General features: G+C 61.5%; 19 protein-coding genes. 15 read left to right on the top strand and 4 right to left on the bottom strand.

Annotation, left to right across the window (positions count from 1 at the left end; translation table 11 throughout):
• Positions 1–245: 245 nt before the first annotated feature.
• From EPZ47_RS17910 to EPZ47_RS17900, 3 genes are all read left to right on the top strand, one after another.
• Positions 246–650, top strand: a complete 405-nt coding sequence (locus EPZ47_RS17910) for a hypothetical protein (RefSeq protein ID WP_135846034.1) — start codon at positions 246–248, stop codon at positions 648–650.
• A 102-nt stretch (positions 651–752) separates the two neighbouring features.
• Positions 753–1166, top strand: coding sequence for a hypothetical protein (locus tag EPZ47_RS17905; protein ID WP_135846033.1), 414 nt, complete (start codon positions 753–755; stop codon positions 1164–1166).
• A 376-nt stretch (positions 1167–1542) separates the two neighbouring features.
• Positions 1543–1935 (top strand): GFA family protein, encoded by a 393-nt coding sequence (locus EPZ47_RS17900; RefSeq protein ID WP_135846032.1) that lies wholly within the window; start codon positions 1543–1545, stop codon positions 1933–1935.
• Between the two features lie 5 nt (positions 1936–1940).
• On the opposite strand, the gene EPZ47_RS17895 is transcribed toward EPZ47_RS17900, so the two are convergent.
• The 4 genes from EPZ47_RS17895 to EPZ47_RS17880 form a co-directional block, all read right to left on the bottom strand.
• Positions 1941–3389 carry an aldehyde dehydrogenase family protein gene (locus EPZ47_RS17895; RefSeq protein WP_135846031.1) on the bottom strand — a complete coding sequence of 483 codons (1449 nt, stop codon included), beginning with the start codon at positions 3387–3389 and terminating at the stop codon, positions 1941–1943.
• A 214-nt stretch (positions 3390–3603) separates the two neighbouring features.
• On the bottom strand, positions 3604–4785 hold the full coding sequence (locus EPZ47_RS17890) for an NAD(P)/FAD-dependent oxidoreductase (RefSeq protein ID WP_135846030.1): 1182 nt from the start codon (positions 4783–4785) through the stop codon (positions 3604–3606).
• On the bottom strand, positions 4782–5180 hold the full coding sequence (locus EPZ47_RS17885) for a RidA family protein (RefSeq protein WP_135846029.1): 399 nt from the start codon (positions 5178–5180) through the stop codon (positions 4782–4784). The genes EPZ47_RS17890 and EPZ47_RS17885 overlap by 4 nt, the downstream gene beginning before the upstream one ends.
• Entirely contained in the window at positions 5170–6306 is a 1137-nt protein-coding gene (locus tag EPZ47_RS17880; RefSeq protein WP_135846028.1) for a DSD1 family PLP-dependent enzyme, read from the bottom strand. The genes EPZ47_RS17885 and EPZ47_RS17880 overlap by 11 nt, the downstream gene beginning before the upstream one ends.
• Positions 6307–6401: 95 nt before the next feature.
• On the opposite strand from EPZ47_RS17880, the gene EPZ47_RS17875 reads away from it, so the two are divergent.
• The 12 genes from EPZ47_RS17875 (at position 6402) to EPZ47_RS17820 (ending at position 20803) form a co-directional block, all read left to right on the top strand.
• Entirely contained in the window at positions 6402–7286 is an 885-nt protein-coding gene (locus EPZ47_RS17875; protein ID WP_135846027.1) for a LysR family transcriptional regulator, read from the top strand.
• A gap of 461 nt (positions 7287–7747) precedes the next feature.
• Positions 7748–8416, top strand: coding sequence for a haloacid dehalogenase type II (locus tag EPZ47_RS17870; protein ID WP_135846026.1), 669 nt, complete (start codon positions 7748–7750; stop codon positions 8414–8416).
• A gap of 35 nt (positions 8417–8451) precedes the next feature.
• On the top strand, positions 8452–9726 hold the full coding sequence (locus tag EPZ47_RS17865; RefSeq protein ID WP_135846025.1) for an NAD(P)/FAD-dependent oxidoreductase: 1275 nt from the start codon (positions 8452–8454) through the stop codon (positions 9724–9726).
• An 85-nt stretch (positions 9727–9811) separates the two neighbouring features.
• Positions 9812–11455, top strand: a complete 1644-nt coding sequence (locus EPZ47_RS17860) for an ABC transporter substrate-binding protein (protein WP_135846024.1) — start codon at positions 9812–9814, stop codon at positions 11453–11455.
• 45 nt (positions 11456–11500) lie between these two features.
• Positions 11501–12457 (top strand): ABC transporter permease, encoded by a 957-nt coding sequence (locus tag EPZ47_RS17855; RefSeq protein WP_135846023.1) that lies wholly within the window; start codon positions 11501–11503, stop codon positions 12455–12457.
• Positions 12454–13329, top strand: coding sequence for an ABC transporter permease (locus tag EPZ47_RS17850; RefSeq protein WP_135846022.1), 876 nt, complete (start codon positions 12454–12456; stop codon positions 13327–13329). The genes EPZ47_RS17855 and EPZ47_RS17850 overlap by 4 nt, the downstream gene beginning before the upstream one ends.
• A gap of 1 nt (position 13330) precedes the next feature.
• Positions 13331–15175 carry an ABC transporter ATP-binding protein gene (locus tag EPZ47_RS17845; protein WP_135846021.1) on the top strand — a complete coding sequence of 615 codons (1845 nt, stop codon included), beginning with the start codon at positions 13331–13333 and terminating at the stop codon, positions 15173–15175.
• A complete protein-coding gene (locus tag EPZ47_RS17840) occupies positions 15172–15480 on the top strand; it encodes a (2Fe-2S)-binding protein (RefSeq protein ID WP_135846020.1) in 309 nt (102 codons plus the stop codon). The genes EPZ47_RS17845 and EPZ47_RS17840 overlap by 4 nt, the downstream gene beginning before the upstream one ends.
• The gene (locus EPZ47_RS17835) at positions 15462–16853 is read left to right on the top strand and encodes an FAD/NAD(P)-dependent oxidoreductase (RefSeq protein WP_135846019.1); all 1392 of its coding nucleotides are present in this window, start codon (positions 15462–15464) and stop codon (positions 16851–16853) included. Before EPZ47_RS17840 ends, EPZ47_RS17835 begins: the two co-directional genes overlap by 19 nt.
• Positions 16850–18004, top strand: a complete 1155-nt coding sequence (locus EPZ47_RS17830) for an NAD(P)/FAD-dependent oxidoreductase (protein ID WP_135846018.1) — start codon at positions 16850–16852, stop codon at positions 18002–18004. The genes EPZ47_RS17835 and EPZ47_RS17830 overlap by 4 nt, the downstream gene beginning before the upstream one ends.
• Positions 18001–19158, top strand: coding sequence for an acetylornithine deacetylase (argE, locus tag EPZ47_RS17825; RefSeq protein ID WP_135846017.1), 1158 nt, complete (start codon positions 18001–18003; stop codon positions 19156–19158). The genes EPZ47_RS17830 and argE overlap by 4 nt, the downstream gene beginning before the upstream one ends.
• Positions 19159–19345: 187 nt before the next feature.
• Positions 19346–20803 (top strand): NAD-dependent succinate-semialdehyde dehydrogenase, encoded by a 1458-nt coding sequence (locus EPZ47_RS17820; protein ID WP_135846016.1) that lies wholly within the window; start codon positions 19346–19348, stop codon positions 20801–20803.
• Positions 20804–20813 lie beyond the last annotated feature (10 nt).

Here is a 20813-nt window from a genome sequence, read left to right as displayed (position 1 = left end):
TGTGCTTGAGCGCTTGACCTCTTTCAGCAACTCACTTAGTTTGCCGCCGTCATCGAGAGACAGCGGATTTTTTTGTGCGGTTTTCGCGCCATCAAAAGAAATCTGTTCATGAATAAAATTCACCATGTTTTGTTTGTCACGAAACGGCCTCTCATCACGCTGGATGGCGGCTATCCGAGCTGATTTTTTGCTGTGATGGAAACTTCCGTTTTTTTGATTTTTGTTGGGTGGCGAAAGGAAGATGCATGGAGGCGCTGATGATGGAACTCAAGAAGGTTTTTGTGAGCTTGCTTGGTGAAATTTACCTTGGCTTGCTGTTGGCGATCCCGTTGCTCAGCGTAATGGCGCTGAAGATAAAACCCTCTAAAGTCGCTTCGTTATTTATAGGGGGCTTTAGTCTCCCTCTCAGCCTTTTTTGTTATGTCGTGTGGGTTTATGCAAGTGGGCCTGAAGACTGGAGTTGGGTGAATTTTCTTTTTGATTTGTTGGCGTTTGCGCAAATTGGCTGGTTGGGCGGGGCGTTGGCACTTGTCGGCGTTTTGATCAAGGTAAATGTTCTGAAGAAGGCAGGGTTGTGGGTATCCATTGGCTCGGTTGTTTTTCATGGTCTTTTTCTATTGCTTATGTGTATTTTTGGGGCTGGCTCTTAAAAGGTCTCATAAGTCATTTGGCTTGATGGTCTGGGTCTGGAGTGATTGAGTAACGGTGGGAACGCAGGATCCGAGTGGGGCCGTGTCGAGGGAAGTGGTGAGATGACAAGAGCTAGAATAGTCGGCGTCATGGTGTTTTTGGGAGTCGCGGCAGTATTGGTTTATGTGTTTTTTTTCTGGTTTTCGGTCCAGGCTGAAAAAGTACGCTGGGCTATCGATCTGGTCGGAGGAGAGCAGGTTTTAAGACGTGAAGATATCGCTCCAGAGGGTGACGATAAACTGTATATGGAGTCTCTGTTTCTGTCTGCTGACGCTCAAATGTACGAAACAATCAGAGGTGTGCAACTCTGTGTCGAAATGAATGATGGTTGTGTAACCCGAAGCTTGGCTGTTGCCAATTTTTTGTTGATCCATACGGTCGATATTCAGGCAGCAGTTAATGCTGTTGAGGTCTACCGGTATCAAGAGGAGCCTGTCCAGCCAAATACGAACTGTCTAGTGTCGTCAAAGAAGTAAACCTTGCTCTAGCGCTGCCCGCGTCTCAAGCGGCGCAGGTCGCTCTAGAAAGAATCGAGCAGATTAAACGTACTGGAGGGCTGGTTTTTTCATTACGGTCGGAAGCCTGTAACGCGTATTTTTCAGCTCATCCATACATCGCTCGAGGCTATTTGGCGCATTTGGCATTGCTGATGAGTGTGGCGCAAGGCAAGTTTTCGCCGCAGTGGACTTATTTGTTATCCAGGCCGGGGGTTTATTCGGTTATTAAATAAGAAGGGGCTTGAACAGGGCGAAGCGACCTCATGGCGGTCGTTTGCTGCTATGTTCATAACCACTGATATGGCCGTCTGCGCGGGCATGGGGGCGGTTTATTACGTGTGTGGAGGAGACTCACATGGACCGATTCACCGGCGGTTGCCTGTGCGGCAACGTTCGCCTCCAGGCCTCGGGCCGCCCGTACCGGGTCGGCCTCTGCCATTGCCTCGACTGCCGCAAGCATCACGGGGCGCTCTTCTACGCTTCTGCCGTGTTCCCCCAGGATGCGGTGACGATCGAAGGTGAAACACGGGACTACGCCGGGCGCTTTTTCTGTCCACGTTGTGGCTCATCGGTGTTCGCCCGCACCGGCGATGAAATCGAAGTGAACCTCGGGACGCTGGACGCGCCTGACCAACTGGTGCCCACCTACGAAAGCTGGACCGTGCGCCGTGAGTCCTGGCTGCCGGCGTTTCCGTTCACCCGACACTACGAGCATGATCGCGAGGGTAGCGGGCGCTCCGAAGGCTAGGGTAATCACTCAAACCCGACAATCGCCTTGATCTCCAGATATTCCTCAAACCCATGGACACCGTACTCACGCCCATTGCCTGAGCGCTTGTAGCCGCCGAACGGCGCCATCGGATTCCACGCCGGGTAGTTCAACAGCACTTGCCCGGAGCGAATACGCGAGGCAACGCTGCGCGCCTGTTCAAGGTCCTGGCCCTGAACATGAGCACCCAGACCGTAGACGGTGTCGTTGGCGATGGCGACCGCTTCATCCACCGAGTCATAGGGGATGATGCACAGCACCGGGCCGAAGATTTCTTCCTGGGCGATGCGCATGGCGCTGTCCACCTGGGAGAACACAGTCGGTCGGGCGTAGAAGCCTTTTGCAAAGCCTGGCACGCGTCCTGGCCCGCCGCACAGCAGTTTCGCACCTTCCCCCAGGCCGACTTCGATCATGGCTTGCACCCGATTGAACTGGGCCTCGTTGGCGATGGGGCCGAGGACGGTTGCTTGCGACTGTGGGTCGCCGACGATGATTGCGTTGGCGGTAGCGGCAGCCAAGGCTTCGACTTCCGCCAGGCGATTCCTGGGTACGATCATTCGGGTCGGTGCGCTGCATGACTGGCCGACGTTGCGGAACGCCGACATCACCCCCGGCGGCACGGCTTTGGCAAAGTCGGCGTCGGGCAGAAGCACGTTCGGCGATTTGCCGCCCAATTCCTGGGTGACACGCTTCACTGTAGGCGCGGCGGCCTGGGCCACCAGCGCGCCCGCGCGGTTCGAGCCGGTGATGGAGATCATGTCGATGTCGGGATGCGCCGCCATGGCCGCGCCGACCTCGGCACCGCTGCCATTCACCAGGTTGAAGACCCCCGCTGGAAGGCCCGCGTCGTGCACCAGTTGAGCAAAGAGCAGGGCGCTCAGCGGGGACAGTTCGCTCGGTTTCAAAACCACCGTGCAGCCGGCGGCAATCGCCGGGGCGACTTTGGCGGTGATTTGATACAACGGCCAGTTCCATGGCGTGATGAGACCGCAGACGCCGATGGGTTCGCGGGTAATTGCTGTGCCGCCTTCGACTTTCTGGAAACAATAGCTGGACAGCACGTCGCGGGCCACGCGGACGTGTTCGGCTGCCAGCGGTACTTGCATGGCTCGGGCGAAACCGATGGCGGCGCCCATTTCCAGCGAGAGCGCCTGGGCCAATGCCTCTTTGCGCTCAAGGATCAATTCATGGATCTTTCCAAGGATCGATACCCGCGAATCCACCGGGGTCGCCGACCAGCCAGGAAACGCTGCGCGCGCCGCCGCTACCGCCCGATCAACGTCTTCGCTTGACCCTCGGGCGACCTCGGCAATGACTTCCTCGCTGGCCGGATTGACCACGGGCAGCGTTGCCGGATACACCGGAGGCTGCCAGTCACCATTGATATAAAACTGCCGGGACGTCGGCGGATTATTTGAAGATTGGGTTGTCATCCAACGGGCTCCCATAGAGCGTTGATAGCGCTGCCGGCAGCAGATCGTGATGCCGTTTTTCCTCTCGATAAACTAACAAAGCGGCGCTGATGGGATATGCCGTTCTCGAGCCTGGCAAAGAAGAATCTGCTGTATCTGCCTGGCTAACTTCGCAAAAAAAGTAGCGGCATCGGTTCAGGGCGAAAAAGCGCGTCCATGCGTTGATCGGATGGCTTCAAACAAGTCTGCCGGTGCTGGGAAAGCTCGCCTGAGGCATTGCCAGGGCAGTCGGGTCGGTGAACCTTCGAATATCGAAAGGGCTGATCAAGGTGCGGGTGCTACCGGTGCTGATCAGCTCGGCCATAACGTCGCCGACGCCCGGGCCGAGCTGGAAGCCATGCCCACAGAATCCAAAGGCATAGAACAAGCCCTTGACCTTGCCGCTGGGGCCCATGATCGGCAGCGAGTCCGGCGTATAGCTCTCGATACCGCTCCAGACCCGGATGATGTTGAGGTTCGCGGCTCCAGGTAACAAGCGGCTCATCTGCTGCATCTGGTTGAGCAGGCTTTCCGGCTTGAAGTAGGCGCGCCGGTTGAGCATGTCCGGTTTGCAGCGGTTGCCGCCGCCGATGATGATGTTGCCCCGGGGTATCTGCCGGAAATAAATCACCTCTTCCTTTATTTTGGTGAACACGCCGATCACCGTCGGTAAGGCATAGGGCACCGGTTCCGTGACCGACATTTGTGGGCCATTGGCTTCCAACGGCACGGCTTCGTCGAATTGTTCGGACAGCTTCGCGCCCCAGGCGCCCGCCGTGATCAGCAGTTGCTCGGCGACGAACAGCTGGCCGTCGGTGGTGGTCACGTGGAATTCGCCATTCACCTTTTGTACGTCGGCGACTTCCGTTCGCTCGCGGACGCTGGCCCCGGCCCGTGTCGCCGCGCGGGCAAACGCCGGTGCCGCCAGGCGCGGGTTGGCGTGGCCGTCGTGAGGTGCGTAGGAGCCACCCTTGACCTCCGGGCCGAGGAACGGGAAGCGCTCGTGCAAGGCTTTGCCGGTGATGATCTGCAAGTCCAGTTCACGGGCCTCGGGGGCGGCGGCGTAGGCTTGCAGTTCGGCGATTTCATCTTCGCGATAGCAGACGCGCATATGGCCGCTGGGGATGAACTCCAAGTCGTCGCCGATCAACTCGGGCAGCCGTTTCCACAAGCCGTACGAGCGATTGGACAGTTCCAGCTGGCCGAGGAAGCGCCCTTGGCGTCGCACGTTGCCAAAATTCACCCCGCTGGCGTATTGGCCAATCAGGTCGCGCTCCAGCAACGTCACCGAATGTCCGCGCTGGCGCAGGAAAAACGCCGACGCCGACCCCATGATCCCGCCACCGATAATCAGTACGTCGCTTTTGTGTGGCTTCATGATGTTCTCTCACTCCCCGCCAGCGCTTCGATTTCAATCAAGTACCCATGGTGCAACGCCGGGACGGGCACCACCGCGCGTGCAGGCCGGTGTTCGCCCAGATAGCGGGCGTAGATCCGGTCGAAAGCAGGCCAGTGTTCGATACCGGCGACATAGACTGTCACCTTCAGCAGGTCACTCGGACGACGGCCAGCCGCGCTGAGAATCGCCATCAGGTTGTCCAGAGCGATGCAGGCTTGGACCTCGAACGGTTGGTCAACACTGTGGCTGCCATCGGCGCGCACCGGCAGTTGTCCGGACACGTACAAGACGCCTTGGTGCGACAGCGCCTGGGCGTAATGTCCACCCGCAGCGGCGGCCTGGGTTGTGTGAATCAACTCGATCTCACCAGCCATGCAGACGACTCCAGGTTTGCACCTCGCCAGAGGCATCGCAGGCGCGGTAATCAGGGAATTGCGCACCGGTGGCGCAGGCGTGGTTGGGCAGGATGCGCAGGCGGCTGCCAATGGGAAAACGCGCGGTGATATCGATGTCCCCGATACTTGAAAGGGTGATGATGCCGTGTTCCTGGTTGGCGCTGGAGAGCAGGGCGCCGTCGATCCAGTCGCCGGTTTCGGTACACACCTGTCCATAGCCGAAGTCCCGTTGCTGGCGCTGCGTACCCCGGTCACGACTCATGGCCATCCAGCCGGCATCGGTGATGACCCAGCCCTTGTCTTTCTGGTGACCGATCACGGTGGTCAATACACTGAGGGCCAACTCGTCTGCCACGCAGACGCCGACGTTGTGCATCACCAGATCGAAGAACACATAGACACCTGCGCGAACTTCGGTGACGCCTTCCAGGCTCAGTGCCGACAATGCCGTGGGCGTCGAGCCGATGCTGACCTGCGGGCAGGCCAGCCCGGCTTCACGGATGCGCTGGGCGGCGCGGACGCAGACGTGCCGTTCCTGTTCGGCCAAGGCCTGCAGCGCTTGGGGCGTGTCGAGTTCGTAGCTGGACCCGGCGTGGGTCATCACGCCGCACAGTTGCATGCCTCCTTCACTGAGTATCCGCGCGATGTCGACGAGCGACTCGTCCTCGACCCGCAGGCCGGAACGATGGCCGTCGCAATCGATCTCGATCCACACGTCGAAACGCTCGTCGTGTTGCTGGCCAAAGTCGACGATGGTTTGGGCTGCGATCAGGCTGTCGGTCAAGATGCTCAGTTGGCATCCCTTGCGCTTGAGCGTCAGGGCCTGGGCCAGTTTGCCGGGGGCCATGGCGACGGCGTAGAAGATGTCCTGGATGCCTTCAGCGAAACAATGCTCGGCTTCCTTCAACGTGGAAACCGTGACGCCGCTGGCGCCTGCCTTGATCTGCGCCTGGACCACGGGCAGGCATTTACTGGTTTTGATGTGGGGCCGCAGGCGCACACCCAAGTTGTCCATGCGTTGCTGCATGCGTTGGATATTGCGCTGCATTTGCGGCACATCAATGAGCGCGACCGGGGTGTCGAGGGAGGCAATTGAAGCTGGCATGAACAGGGCTCGGTGGTTGGAGACAGGCTCGACTCTACTCAGCCATCGTGAAGTCGTGGTTCAATGCTTTGTCATCAATCATTAAGTTGAACTGAATGATTACCATCGAAGACCTGCGCATGGCTGTGACGCTGGCGCGCTCCGAGTCGTTGAGCGCCGCCGCCAGGGCACTTAATGTCTCGCCGCCGGCGCTGTCCATGCGCCTGCGCAAACTGGAGACGCTGCTGGGCCTGACCTTGGCCAACCGCGACGCCCGGCGCCTGAGCCTCACCGCCGACGGCGAGCGTTTTTCCCGGCAGAGTGCGCTGTTGCTGGAACAGCTGGAGGCGCTTCCCGAGTCGTTCAAGCAGCAGGACGATCAGTTGGCCGGAACCCTCAGGTTGGCGGCGCCGTTTGGCTATGGGCGACAACACATCGCGCCTCTGCTGGCCCGTTTTGCCAGGTTGCATCCGCAGTTGTGCCTGCATCTGGATCTGCGGGAAACGCCCTGGCCCGATCGCCATGACAGCGATGCGGTGATTCACATCGGCACCCTCAGCGACAGCCTGTGGGTCGCCCGGCCCCTGACGCAGAACCACCGATGGCTCTGCGCGAGCCCTGCCTACCTGGAGCAGTACGGTACGCCGTCATCGCCTGAGCAACTCGCCGAGCACCGCTGCATTTGTATTCGTGAAAACGATGAAGATGTCACGCTGTGGCATCTGCGTAATGAGCAAGGGCGCAAAACCCTGCGGATCAAACCGGCTTTATTGAGCAACGACGGCAGCGTGGCCCGCCGCTGGGCAGAACAGGGCCTGGGGCTGGTGCTGCGTTCGCAATGGGACGTCAGCAAAGCCATCGCCGCTGGCCGCTTGGTGCGGGTGCTCGCCGATTGGCAATTCGATAGCGCCCCGATCAACCTGCTGGTGCCCTCGCGCAAACTGCGCAGTGCGCGGGTACAGGCGTTGGTGAGCTTTCTTGAGGTTGAACTGAAAGCCTGAGCACAGGGCCTACTGTTCTTGCCGACACCCACCGCCATCGCGAGCAAGCTCGCTCCCACAGTGGGTCTGTGGCGAACACCAATCATGCGACCGCCCAAGATCCCTGTGGGAGCGAGCTTGCTCGCGATGACGGCAGCCCATTCAGCAAAGCTGCTGAAGCGGTCCACGCCAAGGCGTAGATTCTGCCGCAAACAGCCCTTTGCGGTGCCGGTTTGCGCACCATAACTGCCCGCAAACCCACAGAAACACGGGTGCAGCGCCCACGCCTGGAGCATCCCGCAAAGTCTGCTGAGCGAACCCTGCAAAACGGTGGTTTGTACCAAGCGGCCGGCATTTTTAACGATTTATCCACGGTCTCATGGTGTTGTAATGAAAACGTGATGCAGCGTTGCAGCGATGCTTCACGAACGGCATCAATGTTTGCCTCGTCATGTCTTCAACAACAATCCAGGACCGCACTCATGAGCTTTCTTCGACCCAAGTACATCACCTTCGACTGCTACGGCACGTTGACCAATTTCCAGATGGGCAACATGACGCGCGAGCTGTTCGCCGACCGTGTCGATGCCGGGCAGATGGACCAGTTCGTCAAGGATTTCTCCGCTTATCGCCTGGATCAGGTGATGGGTGACTGGCGGCCCTATGATGAAATCATCAAGACCTCCCTGATGCGGGTCTGCAAGCGTTGGGGTGTCGAGTACCGGGGCGAAGGACAGCTCTATTACGACGCCGTTCCAAGCTGGGGCCCCCACGCCGATGTGCCGGCGGGTCTGTCGAAAATTGCCGACAAGATTCCCCTGGTGATTTTTTCCAACGCGATGGACGAGCAGATCATGTCCAACGTCGACAAGCTCGGCGCGCCTTTCCATAAGGTCTTCACGGCCCAGCAGGCCCAGGCCTACAAGCCGCGTCTGGCGGCCTTCGAATTCATGCTCGATAACCTCGGCTGCGGGCCGGAGGATGTGCTGCATGTATCGTCGAGCTTCCGCTACGACCTCATGCCGGCCCACGACATGAAAATCAAGAACAAAGCCTTCGTGGCCCGTGGTCACGAACAACCAGCCAATGCCGTGTACGGCTACCACCAGATCCCGGACATCGGCGGTTTGGCCGGTTTGGTCGGGCTCTGAGTTGAGCGCACTCTTCAAGGTGAAAGGGGTTAGACATGGGCAGTGAGTCCTATTGGCTCGATACCGCACCGGCCTTCACCGGTGCCCAGCTCGGCGGGTTGCCCGGGCAGGTCGATGTCGCCATCGTCGGTGGCGGCTTCACCGGCCTGGCGGCGGCCCGGGCCCTGGCCTTGAAGGGGGCGAGTGTGGCGGTGCTGGAAGCCGGTCGGGTGATTGGCGAGGCGTCGGGGCGCAACGGTGGGCATTGCAGTACCGGCGTGGCCCAGGATTACGCGGCGCTCACCGCCAGTCTTGGCGCAGACAAGGCGCGTGCGTATTACCAGGCCTATGAAAGTGCCGTGCAGAGCGTGGTCTCGCTGGTGGAGCAGGAGGGGATTGCCTGCGATCTCAAGCGTAACGGCAAACTCAAACTCGCCGCCAAACCCATGCACTACGAGGGACTGGCGCGCACCTGTGAATTGATTCGCAAGGAGGTCGATGCCGAGGTCGAGTTGCTCTCTGCCCAAGAGACGCGTGCGGAAGTCAACTCGGCCCAGTTCCACGGCGGCCTGCTGCAGCGCAATGGCGTGCAGATGCATGTCGGGCGCTTCGGTGTCGGCCTGGCCGAGGCGGCGGCCCGTCACGGTGCGTTGATCTTTCAAGGCGTCGAGGTGAGGGACTGGAAGGCCCGCGCCGGCGGCTATCAAGTCAACACCAGCAAAGGCGCGTTGCACGCCAAGCAGATCCTGCTGGCGACCGGCGCGTCTCAGCAAGGTGGCCTGGGCTGGTATCGGCGGCGGATCGTGCCGGTGGGCAGTTTTGTAGTCGCCACCGAAGTGCTGCCCCAGGCGCTGATCGACAGCTTGCTGCCGGCACGCCGCTCTTATGTCACCAGCCGCATGATCGGTAACTATTTTCGCCTGACGCCGGACAACCGTCTGCTGTTTGGCGGTCGGGCGCGGTTTGCCATGTCCGACAGCGTTTCCGACGCCAAGAGCGGCAAGGTGCTGCAAGCGGCGATGGTGCAGATGTTCCCGCAGTTGGCGAACACCCGGATCGACTATTGCTGGGGCGGTTTGGTGGACATGACATCCGACCGTTTACCCCGGGCCGGCCAGCATGGAGGGGTTTATCACTCCATGGGCTACAGCGGCCACGGAGTGCAGATGTCGGTGCACATGGGGCAGGTCATGGCTGAGGTCATGAACGGCAAGGTCGAGGCCAACCCTTGGCGCGAGCTCGATTGGCCGGCCATCCCCGGACATTTCGGCAAACCCTGGTTCCTGCCGCTGGTAGGCGCGTATTACCGCCTGCAGGACTACCTACACTGATTTATATGGTGTTGTTTGGCGTTTCAACACGTTGCGTTAATCGTGCGCAATCGGGCCCTATCATTTTCCGAAAGGTAGAACTGACATGAGTGACAATAAAAACGGCATCAAAGACCAGTTGATCACCGGTACAGAAAGTCTGCGTGTTTTCGAAGGGCTCAACCGCGGCATGTCTCGCCGCCATGCATTGCAAATGCTCGGGTTGGCAGGCGTGGCCGCCGCCGGTGCCGGCAGCCTGTTCGGCACCGCCGGAAAACTGCTGGCCGATGACACCGCGAGCCCTGGCAAAGGCAAGCCCGGCGGGCGTATTCGGGTGGCGGGCATCTCCAGTTCCACCGCCGATACCCTGGACCCGGCCAAAGGCTCGTCGTCCACGGACTATGTGCGCCACTACATGTTCTACAACGGCTTGACCCGCTTCGACAATCACATGGTGCCGCAACTGGAGCTGGCTGAACGCATCGACACCACCGATGCCACGCTTTGGGTGATTACCCTGCGCAAAGAAGTGACCTTCCACAACGGCAAGGGACTGACCGCCGCTGACGTGGTGTTTTCCCTGCTGCGGCACAAGGACCCGATTACCGGCTCCAAAGTCCTGCCGCTGGCGTCGCAGTTTGCCGAGGTCAAGGCCAACGGCACCCATGAAGTGCAGATAACGTTGAGCGGCCCGAACGCCGAGCTGCCATCGATTCTGGCGGTTTCCCACCTGTTGATCGTGCCCGAAGGCACCAGCGATTTCAGCCAGGGCATCGGTACCGGTCCGTTCAAGGTCAAGGAATTCAAACCAGGGGTGCGTTCCATCGGCGCGCGCAACACCAACTACTGGAAACCGGGCTTGCCTTACCTGGACGAGATCGAGTTCATCGGCATCGCCGACGAACCGTCACGGGTCAATGCGCTGCTCTCCGGCGATGTGCAGATCATCAACGAGGTCAACCCGCGTTCGACCACGCGCATCAAGGACAGCAGCACCCACCGTGTCGTGGATTCACCGTCGGGTAACTACACCGACCTGATCATTCGCCAGGACCAGATGCCCGGCAAAAGCCCGGAATTCACCGAGGCCATGAAGCTGCTGCTGGACCGGGAGCAAGTCAAGTCGGCGATTTTCCGTGGCTTCGCCAGGGTCGGCAACGACCATCCGATCGCACCCGGCGCACGTTTCTACAATGCCGATCTGCCGCAACGGACCTACGATCCGGAAAAGGCGCGCTTCCTGCTGAAGAAGGCCGGTATGGAAAACATCACCATGCCGGTGATGTGCTCGCCGGCCGCCACCGGTTCGGTGGACGTCGCCGTATTGCTGCAGCAATCGGCCAAGGAGGCCGGGCTCAAGCTCAACGTCAACCGTTTGCCGAGCGATGGCTACTGGTCCAATCACTGGGCCAAGCATCCAGTGAGCTTTGGCAACATCAACCCACGGCCCAACGCCGACATGCTGTTTTCGCAGTTCTTCCAGTCCACGGCGCCATGGAACGAGTCCGGCTGGAAAAATGAACAGTTCGACCAGCTGTTGATCCAGGCCCGAGGTGAAACCGACGAGGCCAAGCGCGGCAAGATGTACGCCGACATGCAAACCCTGGTGCATGACCACAGCGGTATCGGCATTCCGGTGTTCATCAGCAACATCGACGGCGTCGACCAGCGCGTCAAAGGCTATGGCACCAATCCGCTGGGCGGTTTCATGGGCTACATGTTCTCCGAGCAAGTCTGGCTGGACGCCTGATGAACGTCGGGTATTCGCTGGGTGGCAGGGCAGGAGGGCAGATTGATGAATAGCAGCACACTCTGGTTGATCGGCCGGCGCGTAGGCGCCGCGATCGTGACGCTGTTGATCGTCTCGATGGTGGTGTTCGCCATCACGGCGGTGTTGCCGGGAGACGCGGCGCAACAGTCCCTTGGACAGTTCGCCACGCCGGAACAGGTGGCGGCCCTGCGGGCGAAAATGGGCCTCGATCAGCCTGGTGTGCTGCGTTACCTGCACTGGTTGACGAGTCTGCTCAGCGGCGACATGGGCGTGTCGGTATCCAATGCCGTGCCAGTCACCGAGCTGATGGCGGGCAGGGTGCCCAACACGCTGATGCTGGCGGCCGCCACGGCGCTGGTATCGGTGCCAGTGGCATTGATTCTGGGCATTGGTTCGGCGATGGGGCGTGGTGGTCGCATCGACGGCTTCATGAGTTTTTTTACCCTGATGATGGTGGCAGTGCCGGAATTTCTGGTCGCCACCCTGGCGGTGCTGATCTTCGCAGTGAACCTGGGCTGGCTTTCCGCGTTGTCCTATTCCAGTGAGATCACTTCACCGCTGCAATTCATGCGCACCTATGCCTTGCCGGTCATGACGCTGTGCTGCGTGATCGTCGCGCAAATGGCGCGCATGACCCGGGCGGCGGTGATCGATCAGTTGGACAGCCCTTACGTGGAAATGGCTCGTCTCAAAGGCGTGAGTCCGGTGCGAGTGGTCCTGCGCCATGCCTTGCCCAACGCCATCGGACCGATCGCCAACGCCATCGCCTTGAGCCTTTCCTACCTGCTGGGTGGGGTGGTGATTGTCGAGACGATTTTCAACTATCCCGGCATCGCCAGTCTGATGGTCGATGCGGTGACGAACCGCGACATGGCACTGGTCCAGGCCTGCACCATGCTGTTTTGCACGGCGTACCTGACGTTGGTGCTGATTGCCGATCTGTGCGCGATCCTTTCCAACCCGAGGCTGAGAAATCAATGAACAAACTCATTGTGAAACCCCCGACCGCGGCGGTCGCTCTGGCGTTGGGCAAAGACGCTCACGGCTCGTCCTGGCTTGGACTGGTCGGCGCGGTGATGTGTGCACTCTGGTTGCTGGTGGCGATCTTCGGCCCATGGCTGGCGCCGCACCCGGTGGGGGAAGTGGTCTCCGACAATGTTTTCGGCAGCTTCAGCGCCGCTCACCCGCTGGGTACCGATTACCTGGGCCGTGACATGCTGAGCCGCATTCTGGTCGGCGCACAGTTCACCGTGGGCCTGGCGCTGGTGGCCGCGGTCCTGTCCAGTGGGCTTGGGACCGGTTGCGCACTGCTGTCGGTGGTTTCACCGAAGTGGCTGGATGAATTGATCAGTCGCTTGATGGACGCTTTCATTTCGATCCCGAGCAAGATGCTGGCGCTGATCATGGTCTCGGCGTTTGGTTCGTCGGTGACTTTATTGGTGTGTACGGCGGTGTTGAGCTACACACCGGGTGCGTTCCGTATCGCTCGCAGCATGGCGGTGAACATCGAGGCCCTGGAATACGTGCAAGTGGCCCGCACCCGTGGCGAACGCCGGCTGTACATCGCTTGCGTGGAAATTCTGCCGAACATGCTCAACCCGGTGCTGGCTGACTTGGGCTTGCGCTTCGGTTTCATCGTACTGCTGCTCAGTGGCATGAGTTTCCTCGGCCTGGGTGTGCAACCGCCGGACGCCGACCTGGGTTCCCTGGTGCGCGAAAACATCGGCGGCCTCAACCAGGGCGCGCCGGCCATCGTGATTCCAGCCCTGGCCATTGGCACCCTGACCATCGGCGTCAATCTGTTTATCGACCGCCTGTCTTCGCGGCGCAATCGACGTACGGGAGGCCATTGATATGAGCGAATTGATCCGAGTCGAGAACCTGCGCGTAGTCGCCGGTGGCGAGCGCGGCGAAGTGGAGATCGTCAAGGGCGTGAGCTTCTCCCTGGAAAAAGGTGAGGTGCTGGCGCTGATTGGCGAGTCCGGCTCCGGCAAGACCACCATCGCCCTGGCACTGCTCGGCTATGCCCGACGTGGTTGTCGCCTGGCCGGCGGCGTGGTGCAGATCGGCGAGCACGACATGCTGGCGTTGAGCGAGGGCGAGTTGCAAGGCCTGCGCGGCAACCGTGTGTCCTACATCGCTCAAAGCGCGGCCGCAGCGTTCAACCCGGCAAAACGACTGATTGACCAGGTGGTGGAGGGCGCATTGATCCATGGCCTGGGTAGCCGGGCCACGCTTGAAGCCAAGGCCATCGAGTTGTTTCGCGACCTGGCGCTGCCAAACCCCGAGCGCATCGGCCGGCGCTATCCCCATCAAGTGTCCGGCGGACAATTGCAGCGGGTGATGGCGGCCATGGCGCTGATCAGCGATCCGCTGCTGGTGGTGCTCGATGAGCCGACCACCGCCCTCGATGTAACCACTCAGATCGACGTGTTGCGCGCCTTCAAACGCGTGGTCCGTGAACGAGGCGCGACGGCGGTCTACGTCTCCCACGACCTGGCCGTCGTTGCGCAGATGGCCGACCAGATCGTGGTGCTCAACGGCGGGCAGATCTTTGAACACAGCGCCACTGCGCCGCTGCTCAAAGGCCCGGCCCACGCCTACACCCGCAGCCTGTTGGCGGCGGCGCGACCGGACACGACGATTCGCCCGCCCTGTGGTGTGGCCGAAGACACGCCGCTGCTGACCATCCAGGGTTTGACTGCCGGCTACGGCAACAAGAACCAGCACGGCATGCCGCAGATCCGGGTGCTGGAAGACATCGACCTGACCGTGCGTCGGGGCCAGGCCATCGGTGTGATCGGCGAGTCGGGTTCGGGTAAATCGACCCTGGCGCGGGTGGTGGCGGGGTTGCTGACCCCGGCAGTCGGCGGGCTGACCTTCGATGGCCAGCCGCTGGGCGGCAGCCTTTCCGAGCGCACCGATGAACAGTTCCGGCGTATTCAAATGGTGTTCCAGAACGCCGACACCGCGCTTAACCCGATGCACAACATCAGCACCATTCTGAGCCGGCCGCTGAAGATGTACTTCGGCCTCAAGGGCGCGGCGCTGCGTGAGCGTATTGGCGAGTTGCTGGACCTGGTACGTCTGCCACGGGACATGGCCGAGCGCCGCCCGAGCGAACTCTCCGGCGGGCAGAAGCAGCGGGTCAACCTGGCCCGGGCGCTGGCGGCCAAGCCGGATTTGATTTTGTGCGATGAAGTGACCTCGGCCCTCGATACCGTGGTCGGCGCGGCGATTCTCGAACTGCTGCGTGACCTGCGCCAGCAACTGGGGGTGTCCTACCTGTTCATCAGCCACGACATCTCCACGGTGCGGGCGCTGTGCGACGACATCGTGGTGATGTACAGCGGCCACAAAGTCCAGGCGGGCACGCGGCAATCGTTCGCCCAGGCACCGTTCCATCCCTACACCGACCTGTTGATCCATTCGGTGCCGGAGTTGCGCCAGGGCTGGCTGGAAACATGCGGCGCCACCACTTGCGGCTCACTGCCGGCGTTGGGCGAGAAAGCCGATGTGCCGCAACTGTGCACCTTTCTCAACCGCTGCCCGGTGCGGGTCGATGGGCTGTGCAACCACAGCGCGCCGCCTCGGCGAATCATCGACGGCGGCAGTGAAGTGCTCTGTCATCACGACAGCGCTGAGCTGCTCAAAAGCCAACAGGATTCAAACAGCATGATCGTGGGAGCCTACGCATGAACGCTCGTTTCGTGAGGCTGGCCGAACAGGGCCGGCCCATCGTCAAATTGAAAGTGGATGGCGTACCGGTCGAGGCCTTGCAGGGCGACACGTTGATGGTAGCGCTGCTGACCCAGGGCCCGGCGTTGCGCCAGTCGGAATTCGATCCGGGCAGCCGTGCCGGCTTCTGCCTGATGGGTGCCTGCCAGGACTGCTGGGTCTGGACCCGCAGCGGCGAGCGCTTGCGTGCCTGCTCCAATGAAGTGCGCGAAGGGCTGGACATCATCACCAGGCAACCGGAGGCGATATGGCCACTGCGCGGTTGAACACACATCGAGTCGTCATCGTAGGCGCCGGGCCGGCGGGCATCCGGTGTGCCCAGACCTTGGTGGCGGCCGGCTTCAAACCGATCCTGATCGACGAAAATCGACGCGATGGCGGGCAGATCTACCGGCGTCAACCTGAAGGGTTCACCCGCACCTACACGACGCTGTACGGCACCGAGGCGGACAAGGCCCGGGACCTGCACGAAAGCTTCGATCGCCTGCGCCCACAGATCGACTACCGCCCGGACACCCTGGTGTGGAACCTGACGCCGGGGCAGTTGTGCTGCGTCAGCCAGGGCCAACATTCGACGGTGGATTACGACGCGCTGATTCTTTGCACCGGTGCCACCGACCGCCTGATGCCGATCGATGGCTGGCAACTGGGCGGCACCTACAGCCTCGGCGGGGCGCAGATTGCGCTCAAGGCCCAGGCGGTCTCCATCGGCCACCGCGTGGTGTTCATGGGCAGCGGGCCGTTGTTGTACCTCGTCGCCAGTCAATACGTAAAAGCCGGGGCCAGTGTGGCCGCGGTGTTGGATACTTCGCCGCTGAGCCAGCGCATCAAAGCCTTGCCCAAACTCATGGCGCGGCCGGGATTGCTGTTCACCGGCATGAAACTGTTGGCCCAGTTGTATCGGGCGAAGATCCCGGTGCACTTGGGTATTTCGCCCCTGCAAGTGCTCGGTGAGGCGATCACCGGCGTCAGTGGCGTACGGGTACGCACCGCGAGAGGGGAGACGTTGACAGTGGATTGTGATGCGGTGGCGCTGGGTTATCACTTGCGTCCGGAAACCCAACTGGCCGACCTGGCGGGCTGTCGCATGCGCTTCGACGAGGCGTCCAGCCAATGGTGGCTGGACACCGATGAAGAAGGTCGGACCTCCGTCAGCGGCGTGTATGCCGCGGGGGATGGATCGAAAATTCGTGGCGCCGATGCGGCCGAGCACGCCGGGCGCCTGGTCGCCCTGGCGCTGTTGGGCGATCTGCAACAGCCAGTGAACGCCGCACAGGTCGCCGAGCAGCGCCAGGCACTCAAGGTCATGGATGATTTTCGTCTTGGTTTGGCCCAGGCATTTCCCTGGCCCGCTGCGCAAGCCAAGGCCTTGCCGGACGAGGCCATTGTTTGCCGCTGCGAGATGATCAGCGCTGGCGAACTGCGCCGCGCGGTCAGCGAAAAGGGCGCCTGTGAAGTCAACCGGGCCAAGGCTTTCAGTCGGGTCGGCATGGGTCGCTGCCAGGGGCGTTACTGCTCCCAGGCCGGGGCCGAAGTGATTGCCGCAGCGGCCGGTGTCCAGGTGCAGGAGGTGGGGCGCCAGCGCGGTCAGGCGCCAGTGAAACCTCTTTCGATGCTCACCCGGGAGGTAGCGCCATGACGCTGGAAAAAGCCGATGTGGTGATTGTTGGCGGTGGCCTGATGGGCTCGGCGGCGGCGTTTTTCCTGCGTCAACGGGGGCAGTCGGTGATCCTGCTCGAGCGTGACCAGATCGGTCAGTATGCCAGCGGTGTGAACTTCGGCAACGTGCGGCGCCAGGGGCGTTTCCTCGGGCAACTGGAGCTGGCGAACCGCTCCTGGGCGTTGTGGAAACGCCTGCCGGAGCTGATCGATGACGACCTGGAGTTCATTGCCAGCGGGCACATGCGCGTGTGTTATCGCGAAGACGAAATCCCCGAGCTCGAGGCCTACGCGGCGGCCCCGGAAGCGGCGCAACTGGATTTGCAGATCTATCGCGGTAGCGAACTGCACGCGCGTTTTCCGTTCCTCGGCAAGGACGTCAAGGGCGGCTCTTATGCTCCGCACGACGGTCACGCCAACCCGCGCCTGGCGGCCCCGGCGTTTGCCCGGGCGGCCCGGCGCCTCGGCGCACGCATCGAGGAACGCACCGAAGTGGCCGAAGTGCAGAAAATGGGTGACGGCTTCAGCATCAGCACCACCGACGGGCGCCAGTTCAGTGCCGCTCAGTTGCTGATTACCGCGGGTGCCTGGGGCCAGAAGCTCTCGGCACAGTTCGGCGAGCCGGTGCCACTGGAGACCAACGGACCGCAAATGGCCGTCACCGAGCCGGTGCCCTATGCCTTGCCGACGGTGATCGGGGTGTACACCAAGATCCCCGAAGAGGTGATCTATTTCCGCCAGATCCCCCGGGGCAACATCGTCATCGGTGGCGGCTATCGCAGCAAACCGGACATGCTCAACCGCCGGGCCTATGTCGAGCCGCGCAGCATCCTCAACCAGCTCGACCAGATGCGTCGCCTGCTGCCGGGTGTCGGTAACCTGAACATCATCCGCGTGTGGAGCGGCATCGAAGGCTACCTGCCCGATTCCCTGCCGGTGATGGGCCCCAGTGGCAACGTCGATGGGCTGTACTATGCGTTCGGTTTCTGCGGGCATGGCTTCCAGCTTGGCCCGGGCGTCGGCGACGTCATGGCTGAGCTGATCAGCACCGGCAGCACCAGCACGTCGATCGAGCCGTTTTCCATCCGCCGGTTCGCCCTTTCAGTCGAGCAACGGAGCAAGGCCTCATGAAACCCCGCGTGTTAGCCATTTTCGAACGCCTGCTGGCGTTTGAAACGGTCTCATCAGAATCGAACCTGGCCCTGATCGACTACGTGCGCGAATTGCTGCTGAGCAAGGGCATCGAGTCGCTGATCGTCAAGGATGAAAGCGGCAAGAAGGCCAACCTGTTCGCCAGCACCGGGCCCCGGGAGCTGCCGGGGATTCTGCTGTCCGGGCATACCGACGTGGTGCCGGCGGCGGGGCAGGCCTGGACCGTCCCGGCGTTCCAGGCGACCGTGCGAGACGGGCGGGTCTATGGGCGTGGCAGCTGTGACATGAAAGGGTTCATTGCGTTGGCCATCGACGCCATGCTCGATGCCGCCGACCATGCCTTGAGCCGGCCACTGCAACTGGCGCTCTCCCATGATGAAGAGATCGGTTGCGTGGGGGTGCGGCGTTTGCTCGACGTGCTGCACCTGGCGCCGGTGCGGCCGTTTCTGTGCGTGATTGGCGAGCCGACCAACATGCAGTTCGTGCTTGGCCACAAGGGCAAGGGTTCTTATCGCACTTACTGTCGCGGCCTGGAGGCGCACTCGTCGTTGGCGCCGCGCTCGGTCAATGCGATTCACGTCGCCTGCGACTTCATCGCGGCGTTGCGCCAGAGCCAGCAGCAATTGCAGGCGCAGGGCGCCCAGGATGCGGATTACGACGTGCCCTACAGCACCGTGCACGTCGGGCAGATTGTCGGCGGCAAGGCGCTGAACATCGTACCGAACCTGTGCACCCTGGATTTCGAAGTGCGCAACTTGCCGGCCGATAACCTGGACTTGTTTCTGGAACAGTTGCGCGAGCATGCCGAAGTGATCGTGCGCGAGGCGAAAAAGCTCTCTAGCGTGGCGGACATCGAAATCGAAACCTTGAACGTCTACCCGGGCCTCGATACCCACCCGAGTATCGAAGCCGTGCGCTTCCTGAAAAACTTCGCCGCCCCGGACACCGGCACCGCGAAAGTCTCCTTTGGCACCGAAGGTGGTTTGTTCAAACAGCGCCTGGACGTGCCGGTCGTGGTCTGCGGCCCGGGCTCCATCGAACAGGCGCACAAGCCGGATGAGTTCATCGAAATCAGCCAGATGGACGCGGGGGAGCGGTTTTTGGAAGGGGTGCTGGGCTCCTTGAAAATCTAAGCCATACACAGAACAAAATGTGGGAGTACTCCTGTGGGAGCAAAGCTTCGGTGTTTAGCCTGGTGCCTCGGTAGAGCCTGCTGCTTCCCCGCAAATTTCAGCATCCAACACTGCCCAAAACCCGCTTTCAGCATCCTGCCCCGTGGCATCTCCTTAGACTGGAATCACCTCGGAACAGGACGCGACCATGCTCAAGAATCAATTGAAAGACCCCAGCCTGTTGGCAGAACTCGCTTATGTCGACGGTCAGTGGATCGGTGCCGACAATGCGGCCACCCTGGATGTCATCGACCCGGCGACAGGTGAAGTGCTGGCCCGGGTGCCGGCCATGCAAGGTGTGGAAACCCGGCGCGCCATCGAGGCGGCCGAGCGCGTCTGGCCGGCCTGGCGTGCGCGGCCGGCAGCGGAACGTGCGGCGCTGCTGGAGCGTTGGTACCAGGCCATGATGGACAACCTTGACGACCTGGCGCTGATCATGACCTGCGAACAGGGCAAGCCGCTGAACGAAGCCAAAGGCGAAATCCGCTATGGAGCCGGTTTCGCCAAATGGTTTGCCGAAGAAGCCCGCCGGGTTTATGGCGAAACCATACCGGCGCCCAGCGGCGACCGTCGCCTGCTCACGCTCAAGCAACCGGTGGGTGTTTGCGCGGCGATTACCCCGTGGAATTTCCCCAATGCGATGATCACCCGCAAATGCGCCCCGGCCTTGGCGGCGGGCTGCCCGGTCATCGTCAAACCCTCGGACCTGACGCCTTTGTCGGCCCTGGCGCTGGCGGTGCTGGCCGAGCGGGTCGGGATTCCGGCCGGGGTATTCAACGTTGTCACTGGCCTGCCGGCCGGCATCGGCGAAGAGCTGACCGGCAACCCGACGGTGCGCAAGATTTCCTTTACTGGCTCCACTGCAGTCGGGCGGCTGCTGATGCGCCAGAGCGCCGAACACATCAAGCGCTTGAGCCTGGAACTGGGCGGCAACGCGCCGTTCATTGTCTTCGACGACGCAGACCTGGAGCAGGCGGTGGCCGGGATCATGCTCAGCAAGTTTCGCAACGCCGGCCAGACCTGCGTCTGCGCCAACCGCATCCTGGTGCAGGACGGCATCTACCAACGCTTTGCCGAGCGCCTGGTGGAGGAGGTGGGCAAGCTCAAGGTTGGCAATGGCCTGGAGGCAGGGGTAACGATCGGTCCGCTGATCAACCTGGCTGCGGTGAACAAAGTCGCCCGGCACATCGACGATGCGTTGAGTCAGGGCGCGCGTCTGCTCTGTGGCGCTGTTCCCGAGGGCGACAGTCAGTTCGTCGAGCCAACGGTGCTGGGTGAGGCTCACGCCGGGATGTTGCTGGCCAACGAAGAAACCTTCGGCCCGGTTGCCCCGCTGATGCGCTTTACTACCGAAGAGGAGGCCTTGGCCCTGGCCAATGCCACGCCGTATGGCCTGGGGGCCTATTACTTCACCCAGGACCTGCGCCGTTCATGGCGCTTCGGCGAGGCGCTGGAGTTCGGCATGGTCGGTCTCAATACTGGGCTGATTTCCATGGAAGTCGCCCCGTTCGGCGGCATCAAACAGTCGGGCCTGGGCCGTGAAGGCAGCAAATACGGCCTGGATGAATACCTTGAAGTCAAAGCCTTCCACATCGGTGGGCTGTGATGCGGCCAGC

This window comes from Pseudomonas viciae (assembly GCF_004786035.1).
Taxonomy (GTDB): domain Bacteria; phylum Pseudomonadota; class Gammaproteobacteria; order Pseudomonadales; family Pseudomonadaceae; genus Aquipseudomonas; species Aquipseudomonas viciae.
The sequence above is the reverse complement of the archived record's forward strand: the minus strand, read 5'-3'. Positions and strand labels throughout refer to the sequence as shown.

Coding starts and splice junctions, on each gene's coding strand:
- EPZ47_RS17855 (WP_135846023.1), top strand. CDS start 11,501: ATGAATAGCAGCACACTCTGGTTGATCGGCCGGCGCGTAGGCGCCGCG.
- argE (WP_135846017.1), top strand. CDS start 18,001: ATGAAACCCCGCGTGTTAGCCATTTTCGAACGCCTGCTGGCGTTTGAA.
- EPZ47_RS17905 (WP_135846033.1), top strand. CDS start 753: ATGACAAGAGCTAGAATAGTCGGCGTCATGGTGTTTTTGGGAGTCGCG.
- EPZ47_RS17910 (WP_135846034.1), top strand. CDS start 246: ATGGAGGCGCTGATGATGGAACTCAAGAAGGTTTTTGTGAGCTTGCTT.
- EPZ47_RS17865 (WP_135846025.1), top strand. CDS start 8,452: ATGGGCAGTGAGTCCTATTGGCTCGATACCGCACCGGCCTTCACCGGT.
- EPZ47_RS17820 (WP_135846016.1), top strand. CDS start 19,346: ATGCTCAAGAATCAATTGAAAGACCCCAGCCTGTTGGCAGAACTCGCT.
- EPZ47_RS17845 (WP_135846021.1), top strand. CDS start 13,331: ATGAGCGAATTGATCCGAGTCGAGAACCTGCGCGTAGTCGCCGGTGGC.
- EPZ47_RS17885 (WP_135846029.1), bottom strand. CDS start 5,180: ATGGCTGGTGAGATCGAGTTGATTCACACAACCCAGGCCGCCGCTGCG.
- EPZ47_RS17870 (WP_135846026.1), top strand. CDS start 7,748: ATGAGCTTTCTTCGACCCAAGTACATCACCTTCGACTGCTACGGCACG.
- EPZ47_RS17890 (WP_135846030.1), bottom strand. CDS start 4,785: ATGAAGCCACACAAAAGCGACGTACTGATTATCGGTGGCGGGATCATG.
- EPZ47_RS17850 (WP_135846022.1), top strand. CDS start 12,454: ATGAACAAACTCATTGTGAAACCCCCGACCGCGGCGGTCGCTCTGGCG.
- EPZ47_RS17840 (WP_135846020.1), top strand. CDS start 15,172: ATGAACGCTCGTTTCGTGAGGCTGGCCGAACAGGGCCGGCCCATCGTC.
- EPZ47_RS17830 (WP_135846018.1), top strand. CDS start 16,850: ATGACGCTGGAAAAAGCCGATGTGGTGATTGTTGGCGGTGGCCTGATG.
- EPZ47_RS17860 (WP_135846024.1), top strand. CDS start 9,812: ATGAGTGACAATAAAAACGGCATCAAAGACCAGTTGATCACCGGTACA.
- EPZ47_RS17875 (WP_135846027.1), top strand. CDS start 6,402: ATGATTACCATCGAAGACCTGCGCATGGCTGTGACGCTGGCGCGCTCC.
- EPZ47_RS17880 (WP_135846028.1), bottom strand. CDS start 6,306: ATGCCAGCTTCAATTGCCTCCCTCGACACCCCGGTCGCGCTCATTGAT.
- EPZ47_RS17835 (WP_135846019.1), top strand. CDS start 15,462: ATGGCCACTGCGCGGTTGAACACACATCGAGTCGTCATCGTAGGCGCC.
- EPZ47_RS17900 (WP_135846032.1), top strand. CDS start 1,543: ATGGACCGATTCACCGGCGGTTGCCTGTGCGGCAACGTTCGCCTCCAG.
- EPZ47_RS17895 (WP_135846031.1), bottom strand. CDS start 3,389: ATGACAACCCAATCTTCAAATAATCCGCCGACGTCCCGGCAGTTTTAT.